The organism is Sporolactobacillus shoreicorticis, assembly GCF_024125445.1.
Lineage (GTDB): Bacteria > Bacillota > Bacilli > Bacillales > Sporolactobacillaceae > Sporolactobacillus > Sporolactobacillus shoreicorticis.
This window is the reverse complement of sequence record NZ_JAMXWM010000008.1, coordinates 73,592-91,904: the sequence shown is the minus strand read 5'-3', so window position 1 is coordinate 91,904 and position 18,313 is coordinate 73,592. Positions and strand designations below refer to the sequence as shown.

The 18,313-nt window shown below is 45.0% G+C and carries 16 protein-coding genes; 8 read left to right on the top strand and 8 right to left on the bottom strand.

Features of this window, described 5'->3' with window-relative positions:
- The first annotated feature begins 10 nt into the window (after positions 1–10).
- From pplA to NIE88_RS08775, 7 genes are all read left to right on the top strand, one after another.
- A complete protein-coding gene (gene pplA / locus NIE88_RS08805; RefSeq protein ID WP_253061266.1) occupies positions 11–916 on the top strand; it encodes an extracellular electron transfer flavoprotein PplA in 906 nt (301 codons plus the stop codon).
- Positions 917–1,013: 97 nt separating this feature from the next.
- Positions 1,014–2,066, top strand: coding sequence for an FAD:protein FMN transferase (locus NIE88_RS08800; RefSeq protein ID WP_253061264.1), 1,053 nt, complete (start codon positions 1,014–1,016; stop codon positions 2,064–2,066).
- Positions 2,067–2,122: 56 nt separating this feature from the next.
- Entirely contained in the window at positions 2,123–3,061 is a 939-nt protein-coding gene (gene menA, locus NIE88_RS08795) for a 1,4-dihydroxy-2-naphthoate polyprenyltransferase (RefSeq protein WP_253061376.1), read from the top strand.
- A gap of 15 nt (positions 3,062–3,076) precedes the next feature.
- A complete protein-coding gene (locus tag NIE88_RS08790) occupies positions 3,077–3,889 on the top strand; it encodes an energy-coupling factor transporter ATPase (protein WP_253061262.1) in 813 nt (270 codons plus the stop codon).
- Complete coding sequence (locus NIE88_RS08785; RefSeq protein ID WP_253061374.1) at positions 3,880–4,737, top strand: energy-coupling factor transporter ATPase; 858 nt, start codon at positions 3,880–3,882, stop codon at positions 4,735–4,737. Before NIE88_RS08790 ends, NIE88_RS08785 begins: the two co-directional genes overlap by 10 nt.
- A complete protein-coding gene (locus NIE88_RS08780) occupies positions 4,734–5,534 on the top strand; it encodes an energy-coupling factor transporter transmembrane component T family protein (protein ID WP_253061260.1) in 801 nt (266 codons plus the stop codon). Before NIE88_RS08785 ends, NIE88_RS08780 begins: the two co-directional genes overlap by 4 nt.
- Before the next feature lie 126 nt (positions 5,535–5,660).
- Entirely contained in the window at positions 5,661–6,956 is a 1,296-nt protein-coding gene (locus NIE88_RS08775; protein ID WP_253061258.1) for a DedA family protein, read from the top strand.
- A gap of 481 nt (positions 6,957–7,437) precedes the next feature.
- On the opposite strand, the gene NIE88_RS08770 is transcribed toward NIE88_RS08775, so the two are convergent.
- On the bottom strand, positions 7,438–8,373 hold the full coding sequence (locus NIE88_RS08770) for an aldo/keto reductase (RefSeq protein WP_373689421.1): 936 nt from the start codon (positions 8,371–8,373) through the stop codon (positions 7,438–7,440).
- 171 nt (positions 8,374–8,544) lie between these two features.
- Here NIE88_RS08770 and NIE88_RS08765 point away from each other — a divergent pair, with 171 nt between their 5' ends.
- Complete coding sequence (locus NIE88_RS08765; RefSeq protein ID WP_253061256.1) at positions 8,545–8,892, top strand: PadR family transcriptional regulator; 348 nt, start codon at positions 8,545–8,547, stop codon at positions 8,890–8,892.
- Between the two features lie 341 nt (positions 8,893–9,233).
- Here the strand turns inward: NIE88_RS08765 and NIE88_RS08760 are convergent, their stop codons facing one another.
- The 7 genes from NIE88_RS08760 to NIE88_RS08730 all read right to left on the bottom strand — a co-directional run bounded on the left by NIE88_RS08760 (position 9,234) and on the right by NIE88_RS08730 (position 18,210).
- Positions 9,234–10,991, bottom strand: coding sequence for a GGDEF domain-containing protein (locus tag NIE88_RS08760; RefSeq protein WP_253061254.1), 1,758 nt, complete (start codon positions 10,989–10,991; stop codon positions 9,234–9,236).
- A 1,078-nt stretch (positions 10,992–12,069) separates the two neighbouring features.
- A complete protein-coding gene (locus NIE88_RS08755; protein ID WP_253061252.1) occupies positions 12,070–12,585 on the bottom strand; it encodes a shikimate kinase in 516 nt (171 codons plus the stop codon).
- Positions 12,586–13,698, bottom strand: coding sequence for a prephenate dehydrogenase (locus NIE88_RS08750; protein ID WP_253061250.1), 1,113 nt, complete (start codon positions 13,696–13,698; stop codon positions 12,586–12,588).
- Positions 13,695–15,005 carry a 3-phosphoshikimate 1-carboxyvinyltransferase gene (gene aroA, locus NIE88_RS08745; RefSeq protein WP_253061248.1) on the bottom strand — a complete coding sequence of 437 codons (1,311 nt, stop codon included), beginning with the start codon at positions 15,003–15,005 and terminating at the stop codon, positions 13,695–13,697. The genes NIE88_RS08750 and aroA overlap by 4 nt, the downstream gene beginning before the upstream one ends.
- Positions 15,006–15,009: 4 nt before the next feature.
- A complete protein-coding gene (locus tag NIE88_RS08740; RefSeq protein WP_253061246.1) occupies positions 15,010–15,558 on the bottom strand; it encodes a hypothetical protein in 549 nt (182 codons plus the stop codon).
- A gap of 13 nt (positions 15,559–15,571) precedes the next feature.
- Positions 15,572–16,738: a chorismate synthase gene (gene aroC, locus NIE88_RS08735; RefSeq protein ID WP_253061244.1), complete on the bottom strand. Its 1,167-nt coding sequence runs from the start codon at positions 16,736–16,738 to the stop codon at positions 15,572–15,574.
- A complete protein-coding gene (locus NIE88_RS08730; protein WP_253061242.1) occupies positions 16,735–18,210 on the bottom strand; it encodes an MFS transporter in 1,476 nt (491 codons plus the stop codon). Before NIE88_RS08730 ends, aroC begins: the two co-directional genes overlap by 4 nt.
- Between the last annotated feature and the right edge of the window lie 103 nt (positions 18,211–18,313).

The following is an 18,313-nucleotide window of genomic DNA, read 5'->3' as shown; positions in this document are numbered from 1 at the left end:
AAAGTTAACGATGCGCGTTAAAAAATTACTGTTACCGTTAGGTTTGTTACTGATCATAATGCTTGCTGCCTGCGGATCAAATGAAAGCGCTACCAAATCTAATTCGGAGAAAAAGGCATCCGGATCAAGTGAGCCTGCAACTGCGAAATTGATCGCCGGCGCAGCTTTGAAAGATGGTACTTATTCATTAAAAGAGAAAGAATTAGACAGCCACGGATGGAAGGCTACGATGTCCATAACGGTAAAAGACGGAAAAATTACGAAATCCAATTATAACTATGTAAATAAAAATGGCGAATTAAAATCAGAAAATGCGGCATATGAAAAAGCAATGAAGGCGAAGAACGGTATCGGGCCTAAGGAATACATCCCTAAGCTGAATCAAGCACTTGTGGCAAGTCAAGATGCACAGCAGGTTGAAGCCGTATCCGGCGCAACAGAGTCATCCGACCATTTCACTAATTATGCACAGCAATTAATTCAGGCAGCTCAGAAAGGCGACACCACACCAATTGTTATTGACGCACAAGCGAAACTGAAGGACGGTGTCTATAAACTGGCAGAAAAAAATTTAGGCACAACCGGCTGGAAAACGTTTATCGACATGACGGTTAAGGGCGGTAAAATCACGAAAGTTAATTATGATTTTCTAGATAAAAACGGCAAGCTGAAATCAGAAAATGCCGCCTATGAAAAGGCGATGAAAGCAAAATCCGGCACTGGCCCTAAAGAATATATTCCGGCACTCAGCAAAGCATTAGTTGATAAACAGGATGCTGAAAAAGTGGACGTTGTCTCCGGCGCGACACACTCCAGCCACTCGTTCCGTATTTATGCGGCACAATTGATTAATGCGGCGCAAAAAGGTGATACAGTGCCAATTGAAGTCAATAATCTTGTTTTTCAAGAGAAATAATGAATGGAAGCAGTGCCATTAAAGGCTTTAGAGCGCGGATTGCTCTAAAGTCTTTTTCCTCTAAGGAGCAGTTAATCAGTGGGAAGGAATGAGTCCGATGAAGAAAATCGGCATGAGTATTCTTTTAATCTTTTGTTTGCTGACCGCGACAGGATGCGCGCATAAAACGAAGTCTGTTAAAGCGGAGATTCTCAGCAGTCCATACAGCAAAACCGAATTTTTAATGGGTACCGTTGTTACTGTGAAAATTTTTGATAAAGGAAAAGCAGATGTACTCAAACCGGTTTTTAAACGGATTGAAGATTTGGCTGATGCGACGACTGTCGAAGATAAAGGTGACTCATCGGAGATTGATCACGTGAATGATCAGGCAGGAATCAAGCCGGTCAAAGTGTCTGATGATATTTACCGTATGATCAGGATCGGCAAGAAATTCAGCGAGCGCTCAAACGGTGGATTCGATCTGACCATCGGACCGCTGTCGAAGCTGTGGCATATCGGCTACTCCGACGCAAGAAAACCGAAGCAGGACGAGATTGACCATGTGCTTCCGTTGATCGGGTATAAACAAATGATTCTTAATGATTCAAAGCACACGGTTTTTCTCAGAGATAAAGGCATGCGTCTGGACTTGGGGGCCATCGCTAAAGGTTTTATTACTGATGAAGTGGTTGCTGTACTGAAGAAAAACCGCGTTCAGTCCGCAATTGTCGATCTTGGCGGAAATATTTATGTACTGGGTAAGAATGCTTCAGATGAAAAATGGAATGTCGGAATTCAGAATCCTTTTGAACCGCGAGGCGCTATTGTTGGAAAAATTAAGGAGACCAATCAGTCCATTGTCACCTCAGGTATCTATGAACGGTTTATAAAGGTGGATGGGAAGACCTATCATCATCTGTTAAATTCGTTCAACGGCTATCCGTTTATGAATGACATTGCCGGGGTATCCGTAATTACAGATGCTTCAACCGACGGAGATGCGCTTTCGACCGTCCTGTTTGCGGGCGGACTTAAAGGCGGAATGAGGGATGCGAAGAAATGGGGCATTAAGGCCGTATTTGTGACACGTGATAAGAAAGTCTATATAACGCCTAATCTAAAAAATAATTTTGTGCTGACAAATAAGGCATTTAAACTTATTGAATGAAAAATAACATGTTTATTCATGAGAAAGATGAAATGAAGCAGGAAGGGGTGAGGAAAATGTCGCTTGGCGTGTTTCTTAAACTCGTTGAAATTCAGACCAAATTAGCCAGCCTGTTCCCTTTTATTGTCGGCTGTCTCTTTGTCTCATACCGTTTTCATGTGCTGGACCCGATCAATACAACGATTTTCTTTGCCTCTATGCTTTTTTTTGATATGACGGCCACTGCAATAAATAATTACATGGATTATCGAAAAGCAGCAAGTGAGGAGTACCGCAGGAGAGAAAATATCATTGGTCAGGAGCATATTTCGGAAGCATTAGTTGGTTTGACGATTATTCTTCTTTTGGCAATCGCGACAGCGCTGGGTCTGCTGCTTGTTGCACGTACTGATTTAATTGTTTTACTCGTAGGCATGGCCTGCTTCGGAATCGGCATTCTTTATTCATTCGGGCCGATCCCGTTATCTAGAATGCCGATCGGTGAAATTTTTTCAGGGATTACAGAGGGACTAGGTGTCTTATTTTTAACCGTCTATGTTAACGCAACGGATCAAGGGATTGTCAATTTAGTATGGGAAGGGCGTACAATAACGGTACAGGCAGATCTGCTCCTGCTCTTTGAAATCGTGATTGTATCGCTGCCATGTATGTTCACCATAGCAAATATTATGTTGGCAAATAACATATGCGATCTGGACGATGATATTAAGAATCATCGCTACACACTTCCTTATTACATTGGCAAACGTTACGCGATCTGGCTTTTCAATGGGCTCTATGCGGCAACCTTTGCCGCCATTATTGCGTGTGTCCTGTTTAAAATACTTCCGGTGATCATGTTATTTGCACTGCTGGCCATTATTCCCGTATATAAGCAGGTGAAACAATTTAATCGGATGCAAGTCAAATCGAAAACATTTGTCGTTGCCGTGAAAAATCTGGTTTTCGTAAATGGAACCATGGCGTTCTTGTTGTTCGTTGCCGTTGTCTTGTAAGAGGAGTTATGTCTTATGAATGAGCCAATGATTCAGGTTGAAAATTTAACCTTTAAATACAATCGTCTTAAAGAAAGCAATACGTTGTCTTCTGTTTCTTTTTCCGTTGATAAAGGGGAGTGGCTGTCCGTCATCGGAAATAACGGTGCGGGCAAGTCTACCTTGGCGGCTCTGCTGATCGGATTGCTCAAGCCACAGAGTGGATCCATTTTTGTGTGCGGCATTCCGTTGAACGAGGAGACGAAATGGGTGATTCGCCGCCGGGCGGGTATCGTTTTTCAAAATCCTGATAATCAGTTTATTGGTGCGACAGTACAGGATGATGTTGCATTTGGCATGGAAAACCTTAACATGCCGGTAGAAGAAATGCGACGACGTGTGATCGAGGCATTGAAGCTTGTCGATTTGCTGAATGTTCGCGAAGCGGATCCGTCCCGTTTGTCCGGCGGGCAAAAGCAGCGCGTTGCGATTGCCGGGGTGCTCGCTCTCCATCCGGATCTGCTCATTTTGGATGAAGCCTTTGTCATGCTTGATCCTCGAAGCAGATGCGACTTACTGCAGACACTGAAGCGGCTCAAGGCTGAACAGGAGCTTACCATTTTGTCGATTACCCATGATATGAATGAGGCGGCAGCAAGTGATCGCATTCTTGTATTAAAAAACGGGTATGTCACCCGTAGCGGGTCGCCGGCTGAAATTTTTAGTGCGGAAATGGATGTAGAGGCCCCGTTCGGCGAACGATTGCGGCGCTTGCTTTTAAGCAAAAAACGGCGCGTTCCAGAGTCCTATCTGACAGAAAGTGAATGGATTCAATGGCTATGCAAATAAAACTCAATCATGTGACTGCGGATTATCAGCTTGGCTCGGTGCGTAGTCCCCGCGTTCTTCAGGATGTAAGTCTGCAAATCGCTCCCGGAACGTTTACGGCAGTGGTTGGTTCGACTGGTGCCGGGAAGTCAAGTCTGCTGAAAGTGTTGAACGGATTGCTGCTTCCGAAATCCGGTTGGGCAGAGATCGGTGATATTAAGATTAACAGCAAGACAAGCAGAAAATCGCTGAAAGCGGTCCGGAAAATCGTTGGAATGGTGTTCCAATTTCCCGAATCGCAGCTGTTTGCCGAAACAGTGGAGCAAGACATCAGTTTCGGTCCGCTGAACTTTGGTGCGAGTCGGGAAGCGGCACATGACCTGGCAATTAAGATGATCCGCCGGGTAGGGTTGGACGAATCCATTCTTCAACAGTCGCCATTCTCACTTTCCGGCGGACAGAAAAGGAGAGTAGCGATCGCCGGCGTTCTCGCTCAGGGACCTGAAGTGCTCGCTCTGGACGAACCAACAGCCGGTCTTGATCCTTCAGGAAAAAGGGAGCTTCTGTCGCTGCTTAAGCAATGGAACAAATCGAAGCGATTGACCGTCATTCTTGTTACTCATGATATGGAGACAGCAGCGCGCTACGCAGATGATGCGGTCGTCATGGATCGCGGAAAAGTTGTCTATCATGGCAGTGTACGCAGCTTGTTTGCGGACAGCGAAAAATTAAATCGGTGGCAGTTAGATGTCCCTGAGGCGAGACGGTTTCAGTTGAAATTTGAGGCTGTCTCAGGCATTCGACTCCCGAATGTCTGTCTGACAGAAGAAGAACTTGCTGCCGCATTGATTGAGGTGGGGCGTGTATGAATAAACTGATTCTCGGACGTTATTTCCCAGGCGACTCACTGATTCATCAAGTTGATCCGCGTGCTAAACTGATTGCCGGGATTGCTTTTATTTTTATCTCATTTATGGCAAAAAACGGGCAAGGGCTCATTTTATTGTGGCTGTTCACTTTTCTTGTGATGAGCGTGACGAAAATCGGTTTTCGCGCGTTCTTTCGCGGCGTCCGACCATTAATCTGGCTGATTTTATTCACGTTATTCCTCCAGATCCTTTTTACTGCCGGCGGGACTATTTATTTTACCTGGGGGCCGTTCAAAATCTCTGAATTCGGCCTCATTAACGCACTGTTTATTTTCTCACGTTTTGTGACGATTATTTTCGTTACAACTGCTGTTACCTTGACGACAAAGCCGATGGAGCTTACGGACGGTCTGAACTTCCTTATGCGTCCGCTTCGCTTTCTTCATGTTCCAGTTGATGAATTATCGGTCATGCTCTCCATCGCGCTGCGGTTTATTCCGAATCTGCTTGATGAAACACAGCGGATTATGGATGCACAAAAAGCAAGAGGCGCAGTATTTGGCGAAGGCTCTCTTTTTCACCAGATGAAAGCACTGGTGCCGATTTTTTTGCCTTTGTTTTCCGGTTCATTGAATCGTGGGGAGGAGCTTGCCAATGTCATGGACGTGCGTGGTTACCGTTCCGAACTGCCGCGTTCTTCTTTTCGTCAATTGAATTGGGGCGTAAAAGAAACCATCTGTATGCTGATTATGGTGCTGCTTATCGCTGCTTTCGCGATTCTTGATCTTGTTTCTTGATTAACGTTGATCCTTTCTTGTTCACGGTAGCGCTATTTTTTCGCGTAAAAGGTACCGTAATGCAGATGAAGCCCGAATACTATTAGGTGTGAATAACTATCGGGCTGCTGTGCGGAGGAACCGTGAATGAGTGTTCTCAGTCAATTATTAAATGAATACGGGTATTTCACTCTCTTTTTTGCATTAATGCTTGAGTTGGTTTGTGTTCCCATTCCAAATGAAGCCTTGCTGAGTTATGTGGGCATCTTGTCCTTTCATCAGCAGATGGATCTTGTTCTTTCGCTGTGTTCTGCGGGAGCAGGGGGTGTTGTCGGCGCGACGATTTCCTATTGGATCGGTTTTAAGCTTGGCGTCCCTTTTTTTCGCAAATACGGCCGCTACATTCATATGGGACCGGAAAAGATGGAGCGTGTAGCAAAATGGTATCGCAAATATGGCAAGGTGTTGCTCGTATTCTCGTTCTTTATTCCTGGGATCAGGCATATTGCAAGCATCATATCCGGAGTGATCCGATTACCGATTAAGTCTTTCTGTATGTTTGCCTATATCGGTGTCTTTCTCTGGACTGGCACGTTTATTACGCTCGGGTATGTATTAGGACCGGAGTGGGACAGATATCAGGATGATATAAGCAAATGGCTGGTTTTAACGAGTATTTTCTTAGGTATTGTCCTGCTGATTTATATTGTGATTCGCGCAAAACGGGAGTATATTAAGGAATCCCTGCTGCTCCTTTTTCAGGCAACGTTTAAACGCTATCGAAGTTTTCTTAAGATCAAATTATTTATCTTTTTGGTTCTGACTGTGTTTCTGCTGCTTGTTACCTTGATGATTGGCATGGTTCAGCATTTGATTGCTAATGAGTTTGTGCCCTTTGATAAAATCGTCACAACCATTTTTTCATTCATTACTGATTCATGGCCACCGCAGGTGCTGCAGCATATTTTTGTTTTATCATCATGGCCGGCGCTTTCCGTACTTGTCCTTTTTACAGCAGTCATGATTGTCGTCAACAACAAAGAAAAATGGCTGGAGCTGCTCTTTCTGGGACTTACATTAAGCGGCGGGATTCTTTTCTCCAAGAGCATTCGCTGGTTGTTCCGCTTTATGCTGGAGGGGAGCTACATAAGTTCTGATTTTCCTAATGCGCAATCAATGATGTTTCTGATTTCTTACGGCTATTTTCTGATGATGCTGATCCGCCATCAAAACAATTATTTGATCAGCATAATTGAATTCACTCTATTTTTTATCCTGTTGTTCGTTTATTCGATCAGCGGGGTAAGTAATTACCAAATTACGCCTAGTGATCTGGCAGCAGGCTATGTTTTCGGTGCGGTATGGCTCAGCGGACTCATTCTGTCTCTGGAATTGTTTCGATTTCTGACGATCATTAAGAAAAGTCTGCCCAGTGAAATGTGACATGACCTCTAACCAAAAAGGCCGGGCACATTGCCCGCCCCTATTTCCGCAGGACGTGATGGTTTTCGTGTTGCCCCGCAAATTTTCCGGTTATAGGTATCATAGCCCTTGTTTCACAGGTAAATAAGGGTAATTTTTCCGCTTATGCAAAGCAAAACCCTCCATTTTCACGTTTTTCGATTCGATAAGCGGAATCTCCGTCTATTTAGGCAATTTTCTCATTCATTTCCTATTTTAAGCGGAATTTTTCTGTCTATTTTCCAGATTGGGTGCCTAACTGATCGCCCAACCGAATCTTATGACGCTGATCGTCGTATCAGCAAGGCAAAACGATAAATGTTCCTTACCTTAAAAAAACCGGGCAAAAAACGTCCGGTCCTTACTTTCCGCAGGACGTAATGGCTTTCGCGATGCGTACAGGACGGACGTATGCGTATTTAGCGAAAGTTCCATCCACTGAATGTGCGAAAGTTCCTTTATATCAAGGCAGCTTGTTACCTGCCGCCTGATAGATATCGTACCATTCTTGACGGGTGAGCGTGATGTCTGCGCCTTTTGCCGATGCAGCAATGCGCGACACATTGGTTGTGCCAAGAATAACCTGCATTTCAGCGGGATGGCGCAGGATCCATGCAACCGCAATTGCGTTGTTGGTGACCCCATATTTCGCCGCGACCTTATCAATTTCTTTGTTCAATTCAGGAAATTTCGGATTGTCGAGGAACACGCCTTCGAAGAATCCGTATTGGAACGGAGACCATGCCTGAATGGTTATATCGTTCAGCCGACAATAATCGAGAATGCTTCCGTCACGATCAGATGCATCATCAACGGTCATGTTCACATTGATGCCTGCGTCAATCATTCCGGTGAACTTAATGCTGAGCTGCAACTGATTGATTTCCAGCGGCTGCCGCACCGACTTTTTCAACAATTCGATTTGATACGGATTTTGGTTGCTGACACCAAAATGCAGCACCTTGCCTTCAGTGTACAGCTGATCAAATGCAGCGGCGACTTCCTCAGGTTCAACTAAGGCGTCCGGACGGTGCAGCAGCAAGTAATCTACATGATCCGTCTGCAACCGCCGGAGACTGTCGTTCACCGTTTCAAGCAGATGTTCCTTTGAGAAATCAAATGCTTTATTATGATCACCATTGCCGCGCACGATGCCGCATTTCGTCTGCAAAGTAATCTTGTCGCGCAGGCCCGGCTGTTTTGCCAGCACTTTGCCAAACAATGATTCACACGCACCGTCTGTGTAAACATCCGCATGATCGAAGAATGTGACCCCGTTCTCCAGGTCGGTTTTGATCAGCCGATCCACCGCTTCCTCAGACATTTCCGCAATGCGCATGCATCCTTGAACAACTGCCGATCCCAATTTCTTTTCAGGTCCAATTGCGATTTGTTTCAAGATTATTCCCTCCACGATACCGATTATTGAAAACCCTTTCGCTTTTAATCATAAAACGGATGAGCGAGAATTTAAAGCAATTGGACTTGCTGAATGAGTAAATAATCTACAATAATTTATATTGACAATAATGTGCACCACACAGTATATTGAAAAAGTGGAGTTGATAAAATGCAGGATCGTTCCGAAATCATAAAAAGTTTAACGCAGGAGCTGCGCCGCGGCACAATTGTACTCAGTGCGCTGAGTCAGCTCTTTAAGCCCCGGTATGGCTATTCACTTGTAGCGATACTGGAAGAAAAAGGTGTGCCCGTTGACGCCAATACATTGTACCCGCTCTTACGGCGACTTGAGAAGCAGGGACTGCTGGAAAGTCATTGGGATACAGCCGATTCACGTCCAAGAAAATACTATAAAGTCAGCGCGAGCGGTGCGGAGATTTATGAACGTTTAACGAAAGAATGGCGACGAATTGCTGCGAGTATGGAACAATTAGTGAAAGATCGGGAGGAAGACTAATGGAGCTAATCAATCGCTATATCGATGCGCTTAACCGGAAAATCCCAGTGAAACAAAGAGAAGAAATAGAAACAGAGGTGCGCAGTCTGATTGAGGATATGCTTGACCAAAGGACATAAGGAAAGGAAGCAACGGGAAAAGATGTAGAGGAGGTCTTAAGTGAACTCGGAGATCCAAAAGTGTTGGCAGAACGTTATTGCGGATTCAGCCGTTCTTTAATTGGTCCCGGATTAATTGATAAGTATTGGACAGTGCTACAAAGGATTTCGTTAATAAATAATGTAAGGATTGCCAAATGAACGCACCTGTTACACATCTGTTCCCTTGTACATGCATGCGTATTATGAATCAATATACAGATAGTGATGATCTTTTTGCCTTTTTGATTTCTTTTTTAACTTGGCCAGCTTCTTTGTCAGGTCAGTTAAATTCAAATAATGATCGGATTGGACGGAGGTGCCCGCTATGGATATAGAAACCACAGAAAATTCCTCCATGACACCTAAACGATTTTCAGTAACAATATAGCCCCGCTCTCTGTCCTGTTCATTATAATGGTACAGGACTTTTTGTTGAAACCGGTCACTGATTTTTTGGCAGTAATCGTCAATGTCGTCTTTGTTCATGATGGCGATAAAATCATCACCGCCAACATGTCCGACGAACTGTCCGTGAGGTAAGTAGAGAATGAGAATGTCCGCGAGTAATTTAATGATATAATCACCGTTCTCAAAGCCATAGACGTCATTGTATTCCTTGAAGTGATTAATATCGATATAGAGGACGCTGAACGTATCTTTTTTTTCAAGTGTTTGTTTCATCTTTTGTTCGATGACCAGATTTCCAGGAAGCCCGGTCAGCGGATTCTCATATTTAGCTTTTATGACTTCCAGTTCTGTTGATTTAAGCAACAGATTCTTAATGGTAACAATACCAAAATAGTGACCATCTTTTGTCACCACAATGAAATCATAGAGCTTGTCCTGAGGACGCGACATGGCCAGCTTGGACACTTCGTTAATTGGCGTTCGATAGTCAACCGAAATGAAATCCCGATCCATGAGAATTGAAATCGGCTGGTTTTGATAGAGACTGAATCCAAAGCGCCCGCTTACCTGCATGGTTAATTGAGATCGGGTAATAATGCCGATCACCTTGTGATGATCAAGAACGCAGAGACCGGGGATCGTTCCATCCTTTTTAATTTTTTCGAGCACATGTTCAATCTTCATTTGCATGGTGATCGTCTCGGTAGGATTGCAGATATTTAAAATGTAGCCGCTTGCATTAGGTTGCCCGAATACGTTATTCCGCATCTTATGGTGATCAATAATTATGCTTTTAATGGATTCGTCAATTTCCATCAGTTGTTCGGCCGGCCTTTGAAGAAAGAATCCTTGTCCGTACGGGACACCGAGATCAATCAGGCTCGTTAATTCGGACAATGTCTCAATACCTTCGGCAACTAAATGAATGTTGGAAATTCTGCAAAATTCAACGAGTCCTTTGACAAGTGCAAAATTGATACGGCCAAGATCGATGTTCTCAATCAATCGCCGATCAAGTTTGACATAGTGCGGGTGGGTGTCGGTAATCAGATTTAGTCCGGAATACATTGCCCCGGCATCATCAATGGCAACCTGAAAGTGATGTGATTTAAGATCCTGTAGTGAGGCAGCGAATTGATCCGGATGATTAATGGAATTCCGCTCAGTAATCTCAAAAACAATTTGGCCTGGTTCGAAAGGATAAATTTTCACATATTGAGAACTAAATATCTGAATGAACCTTGCGTCTTGCAGAATAACGGGACTGACATTCAGAAACAGTTTCATTACGGGAGAGCTTTCGCATTGATCATAAAAAGAGCTCAGAGATATGGCTCGGCACAAGGAATCGAGCACGTGCAGCCGATTGTGCTCTGCCGCCGCTAAAAACAGTTTTTCCGGATTCGCCAATTCTGTTTCACATGTTACGCGGCTTAATGCCTCGTAGCCGTGAATCTCGCCATTGCGCAGGGAGACAATAGGCTGAAAAACAGTTTTTATTTGCTGCTCATTGATAATTTTGTCCAAATCAGCTACCACTGTATTGATCATAGATCATCCTACCCAATCTTTCCCATAATCTTCAAAATAATTATAACGAAGCAGCAAAACGATGCGTAGGTCATAAAGGTAAAGATTTTGTAAAATTTGTTGTTCATTGAGTTAGAAAACGAGTGTCCGCACGATTTTGATTCTATTAATCCATGAAAAATGTACATTTCATTTAGGAGAACTTTTTGAGGACGGGTTCATCAATCAGAACTTTACGAGAAACGCAATGATGACAAAAAGAAGCCAGTAGGGGAACCAGAGCACTGCATATAAAGCGATGCCTAATCCCTCTTTCCAATTTTCCGGTCTAAGTCGAGCAAAGCGATTCATAAACGTCATGTAAATTATCGCAGCCACAATAGCGACCCAAAAGAATCCATTGGAGATTTGTGACAGCTTAAGATGTGTGATTGCTGCGACTTGGTACGGACGGAACACCATCATTGTCAGGACAAATAGCAGAAATCCGTACAGACAGCTGAAAAGATTGAGTCTCAAGGAAAGTATGTCGATTCATCGGTTCGCCTCCTGCAGGTGTGAGGGTATCTAATCTCTATTCTACGCATAACAAGTTGCGCTTTGCGGCGGATGTTTCATGCAATGCCGGCAACAGCGCAGGTAAAAAGTTTTGGAATGCTTCCAAGAAATCACGCCGGTCTGCTCGGTCTAAATATTTTACAAAAACAGAGGTTCGTCATTGATTGAGGCAACTAAAATTGTATCCATTTCATTTTTAGAAATGAAACAACGAACTTTGCTTACTTGCTAGGCCTGTTTTAATAAAAAAATGATCCGTCTCCCCACGATAGCTGAAACGGGTCATATCAATTGATTCATTTTTCATGTACGGATTCCGCTTAATGCGGATATTGTCTCGCTCAACCCGTCAAATGTTATTGCCTCATATCAGGCGGTTTTATTTACGTACTTCCTGTCTTTATTACATGTCTCCTTTTACAAGTCGGTCATCGTTTCAACATCTGCCGAGTCCATTTCAATGAATCCAGATTCTCTCCTTTTAACCATGAATATGAAGGATGCAGCAAAAAGTTACGGCATCGCTGGCAAGAAGCATCTCTCATCGGACAGATGCACCGATGCTCTTTAAGATCATGCGGACAATTTCTGACGGTTCTTTATGATCGGTGTCCATTCTGATTGTTGCCGATTGCTCATAGACGCTTTCCCGTTCATGATAGAGATGAATTAGTTTCTGCTTGTCCATTGATTGAAAAAGCGGTCTGCTCTGATCTCCATTCAGCCGATTGATAATCACTTCCGGAGATGCTTTTAAATACACGACCGGGATGTCGGAGTTTATCAATAATTGGCGGTTGGCGGGGCGTATCGGCGTTCCTCCGCCGGTCGACAGAATGCCGTCACGTTTAAGCGCTTCGGCAAGCATTTTCGACTCCAATGAACGAAAGTATGCTTCGCCATGATCTGCAAAAATTTGTTTAATCGATTTTCTTTCACGTGCGACAATGACCGCGTCTAAATCGAGATGGGTGCAGTTCAGATGCGCTGCCAGGAGTCGTCCAACAGTTGTTTTGCCGCTGCCCATAAAACCGACGAGTATGCTGTGTACCATCATTTATTCACCTCGTATTACGGACAGTCCATGCTGCTTGAGTGCACAGGCTGCATCCGCAAGATCATTTTGGTTGGAAAAGGATAATTGAAGAACGCCGTTAATTTCTTCTCTGATTTCCAAAATATGAATATTGATTAAGTTAATTTCTGCTTCTGTCAAAATGCGCGTCACTTCGGCGACTGAACCAACACGATCGGGAATGTTGACAAACAAGTCATAGAAATTAGGCGAATGGCTGGAAGCCTGAGCATTGATGCTGTCTCGAGTAATTTTGGCACGCCGAAAGTAGTTTCGGATGGCCGTTCGATCTGATGAAAGGATCGCCGCTTTGACATGTTGCAAAAGCTCGTTGAACGTGTCAATTTTGTCAATTAATGTTTGCCGATTGCTTAGGAGAATATCCGTCCACATGTCCGGGTCGGACGACGCGATCCGCGTGAGACTGCGAAAACCACCGGCAGCCAGCTTCAAAGATAGAGTTGATCCTCTGAATTCATCTTGTGCCATATTCACTAATCCGGATGCGAGAATATGCGGCAAATGGCTGATCTGAGCGACGATTTGGTCGTGCTGCCGTGCCGAAACAAGCTGCCATTTGACATTTAGGCCGAAGAGTAAGGCCTGCAGTTCATCCACTGCTTTTTTTGATGGCCGATCGTTGAGCGTATCGGAAATTAAAAAGTAGTAAGCACTCTGAAAAAGATTGGCTCTCGATGCTGTAATGGTTGTTTTATGCGAGCCCGCCATCGGATGACCGCCGATAAAATGAATGCCCTGATCGATAAATAAAGATGCTTTCGCCATAATCTGTTTTTTTGTACTGCCGACATCTGTAATGATTACCCCCGGTTTCAGCTGCATCTGTGTCAACTGATCCATGTGTTTCAGGATGACGGAAACCGGTGCGGCTAAAAGAATGATGTCGGCTTTTCCGGCACAATTTTGCAGCTGTGCAAAGCCGTCATCAATGATCTCTCTTTCTTTTGCGTACGTCAATGAATGGTGATTGATATCGACACCGATGATTTTATACTGGGGCCATTGCTGTCGAATCGCTAAGGCGATGGAGCCGCCAATGAGTCCTAGGCCGTCGATGACAATCGTTTTCATCATAGGGCAGTCCTTCTTGTCGGAATGAGTTGATTCAGATCAGCGAAGAAATCAGGGTATGAGATATTGATTGCTGATTCATTGGCTAAAGCCAGATTGCCAGTGACGAGCAGGGCGGCAACGGCAAGCATCATACCGATTCGATGATCTCCGTGCGAGTCCACTTGATCCGTTTCCTGCGGGGCGAGCCGTGTTCCGCCTTGAATGATCATTCCATCTGGAAGCTCCGTAATTTCTGCGCCAAGTTTTCGTAGTTCGGCGGCCACAACGGTGATCCGATCTGTTTCTTTAACCCGCAGCTCTTCGGCTCCGGTAATTTTCGTTGTTCCCTCAGCCTGAGTCGCCAAGAGAGCGATCAAAGGCAGTTCATCAATGACACTCGGAATGTCGTCGCTTGTAAGCACAATCGCATGGAGTGGCGCGTTCTGTATGAGCAAGTCACCTGACGGCTCAGCATAAGCGGAACGGCTCTGAACGGTGATGTTGGCTCCCATTTGTCTTAAAGTTTGAAGAAAACCAGTACGGGTCGGATTCAGTCCGACATTATGGAGTGTAATGGCACTGCCCGGAACAAGTGTGGCAGCGGCGATGAAAAAGGCGGCCGATGACAGATCTCCGGGTACCCGAATCAGTTGCCCGATAAGCCTTGGTTTTCCAGCTACCTTTAGTGTCAGTCCTTGCTTCTCAATTTCTCCGCCGAACGCGCGCAGCATAAGTTCGGTATGATCACGGGTTTGCTGTTTTTCAATGATGGTTGAAGTTCCGTTTGCGCATAGTCCGGCTAAAATCAGTGCACTTTTGACCTGAGCGCTGGCCACCGGCAGGCGGTAGTCGACAGGATTGAGATTCGTCGAACCGTAAACCGTGATCGGCAGGCGTCCGTCCCCGGTCACTTTGAACCGCGAGCCTAATTGGCTGAGCGGTTCGGTGACCCGTTTCATCGGCCGTCTGCTTAGTGACTGGTCACCGAATAATTCTGTGGTGAAGGGCTGTCCGCTCAATAATCCAAGCATTAGCCGTGTTGTGGTTCCTGAGTTGCCCATATTCAAAGAGTGTTTTGGCTGGCGAAGCCCATTTAGTCCGACACCATGCACGAGAACGTGATCTTTCGCCCGTTCAATCGATACACCCATATCTTTAAACGCTTGCATGGTTCTCAGACAATCCTCCGAAGGAAGAAAATGAGTGATCTCCGTGTCGCCGCTGCTGATCGCGCCGAAAATGATACTTCGATGGGAAATACTTTTATCTCCTAGTACCTCAAGCGTGCCTTGAAGTCCCTGTTGCTGTTTCGTTCTTAGGGTTTTCATTTGATCACCTGTTTTTTTTCAAAATTTGATAGAGACACCAGACCATGTCCGGCGTGTAGGTCCGCTCAATTTTTTCATTGTCGCTCAATTGAACGTTTTTTTGATTGGTAATGACATAGCGCGCCCGGACACGCCTATAGTTCTGGTATGCCAAATATTTGCTGTCGGTATAATGAATTACAGCGTCATCTTGAATTGAATGCAAATAGTCCTTCATTAAGGCTGCGGTTGACGGGTGCGTGTAAGCGGCGTTGGCGGCAAGTCTCAGGCGCCGAATCAGCACAAGCGGATCAAGTGCATAGCAAAAGCAAGTGACGAGCTTCAATTGATCCAGGTGGGTGTAGTGAATGTCCGCCCAATCAAGATGTGTATGACAGGACTTAAATGCGGTAGGGATCAAAAAGCAATCGCCCTGATAGTCATTAAAATGCTCAATGATATTTTCAAAGCAATCATGAAGCTCAATCCGGATGTCGCCAGGTTGTGTGCGTTCATAATGCTGCGCTGCGCGGCAGCTGTCGGTCGCTTCGGGTCCCAGAGTATGAATGATCACTGGTGTAGTCTCCTTAATAATTTTTCAACTCATCACAATAATCGTGATACTGTTTTTTCAGGCGATCCATGCTTGCACAATCAAAGGTGCCTAAAATGGCTTTGCACAGCTCGATTGCAACGACGGCCTCAATAACAAGCGATGCCGGAACAATCGCCGTAACATCAGAGCGTTCGATACTGGCTTTATGTTCTTCTTTTGTATCAATAGCAACGCTGTGAAGAGGCTTGTAAAGAGTAGGGATCGGCTTCATGGCTGCGTTGATAATCAGCGGCATTCCGTTCGTCATGCCGCCTTCAAATCCGCCGAGATGATCGCTGCTTCGGTACCAGCCTTGATCTTGATCCCAATAGATGGGATCCATTACTTGACTGCCTGGTTTTGTCCCCAAGTCAAAGCCGTCGCCAAAGCTCACGCCCTTGAAAGCATTAATACCGATAACCGCCGCCGCAATTTTGCTGTCCAGTTTCTCGTTCCAGGAAGTATAGCTTCCCAATCCGGCGGGGACATTTTCGGCAATGACACGGACGATCCCACCCAGTGTGTCTCCTGCCTTTTTGGTTTGATCAATAAATTCATGAATCGCCTCAACCTTGTCCTGATTGACGATACGAAGATCATTGCAGTTGATTGCGCGTTCAATTTGATCAGGTGTTAATAGCTGGTCACTATCTGCTTCGATGGAACCGATTTGTCGTACATAACCGGCGATTCGGATACCCAGTTCATTCAGGAGCTGCGTGCAGATCGCACCAATGGCAACGCGCATTGCTGTTTCACGGGCAGAAGAACGCTCAAGTACATTACGCAGATCACGATGTCCGTATTTCATGCCGCCAACCAGATCCGCATGGCCGGGACGCGGGTTTTTCACTTCACGCAGATTCGTATCCGGATTGGGCCTATGGATCGGATTCATGATTTTACTCCAGTGCTTGTGATCAATGTTGGCAATGGTTAATGTGATCGGTGAACCTAGGGTGATGCCGTGGCGCACGCCGGAAGTGATCTTGACTTGGTCTTTTTCGATCTTCTGGCGGTAGCCGCGTCCGTAGCCTTTTTGTCGTTCGCTTAGTTTCTGATTAATTCTATCAATGGACAAGTGAAGTCCGGCCGGGAAACCTTCGATGATTCCGGTTAATTGCGGGCCGTGCGATTCTCCTGCTGTAAAGTAAATCATTTAACTCTCCCTTTCTCCTGTATATTTGTTTGACACTGCTTTGAATTCGTTAAAATGGTTTGGAAAATTTCATGATAATGGTCACGGTTTTCATGATCTTTTACAAGTCGGTCAATCCGTGAAACAATTTTCTTTTCCCGAAAAGGATCAAAAATCGGCCTGCCTTGATTCATCTTCTTGATGCCGATTGACTTGGCAAGCTTGAATCGCCATTGGAGCAATTTAAGGATCCAGTAATCGATAAAGTTGATTTGGCTGCGTTCCGTCTCATAATTTGTCCGGTCATTTGAAAGAGACAGCAGCCGATGACCGATGATCCATAAGACAAACGAGAACGATGCGATCACCAGGTCACTGCGCAAGGCGTAGGCCGTTCCGCTATTAGACAGCATGCCGGTAAAAATTGGAACGGTGAATGATGCGATGCTTCCGAAAGAAAAAAAGATTGCGGTAACACGTCCTTTAGCGTGAGGAAACATGGAACAGAAAATAGTCAAACCGATCTGCATCACGCCTCCCGCCGCCGTGATACCAAAGAAAAAAGAAGCAATGGTAACCGCTGGATGGTAGGTTGAGAAGCAGACGATTAAAAGAAATCCAAGTGAAAGACTGTTCATCACAACCATCAATGTACTATCTCTGATCAACGCGCTTTTTAAGAGAGTAAAAATCAGCAGGACACCGACAATGGATCCAATGCTGTAGAGTGACAGAAGAAAATGTGCCTGCATATTGCTCATCTGAAGGACATCAACACCGTAGAGTGTGATCCATTGAGTAAAGAGAATCATCACGGCCATCGAGGTGTAGCCATATAAAGAAAGGATGGTGACCAGCCCAATCTTCGACTTGGACATTTTTCCTCTCGAAGATAAACCATGTTCCACGACCTTTTCAGTTCTTGCCTGCAATGGAAATTGTGAATAGCTGATCAGTAGAGCATTGATCAACAAGAACGCGGCCGCGAAGATGAAGCTTAGTCCGTACCAGCCGCCCAGATTTTCATTCAGGCCGATGTATAGAGGCAGGACAAACTCGCCGATCGACATCGCGGCCTTAATAAGAATGCTCGCCGCTCCATTATTGCGATTCATTTCTAAAAAAGTCGGGTAGGTTCCCGAATCGAGGGCCGAGTTCGCCACACCGGCAAGAATTGCGAGCAGGTAAGCGACTTTGAAATCTTTGGTAAAAAGGATTCCGATGAAAAAGATGGAGTAGCTGATCATCCCGAAGAGAATAATCTTTTTGCGGCCAAAGCGATCTGAGAAGCTGCCGAGAAGATAGTAGGCGAGCAGCCGGCCGATTCCGACTCCGGAAATGACATAGGAGACTGTTGCGATCGATGTCCCCCATTCGCTGCTGAGCGGCCTCATATTTTGTGTCAAAATTAACAGCCCAATGCCATGGACAAAGTAATTCAGGTACAAAGACAAACTTAATCTGATTTTGTTTGATTTCGTCATTGCGTTCATACATCGTTTCCTCCCAAAAAAAAAGTGAAAAAAATAACCAGTCAGATGATTCATCTAACTGGTTACGTGTTCCGTTAGGAAAATAAGAAGATCCGGATTGAAA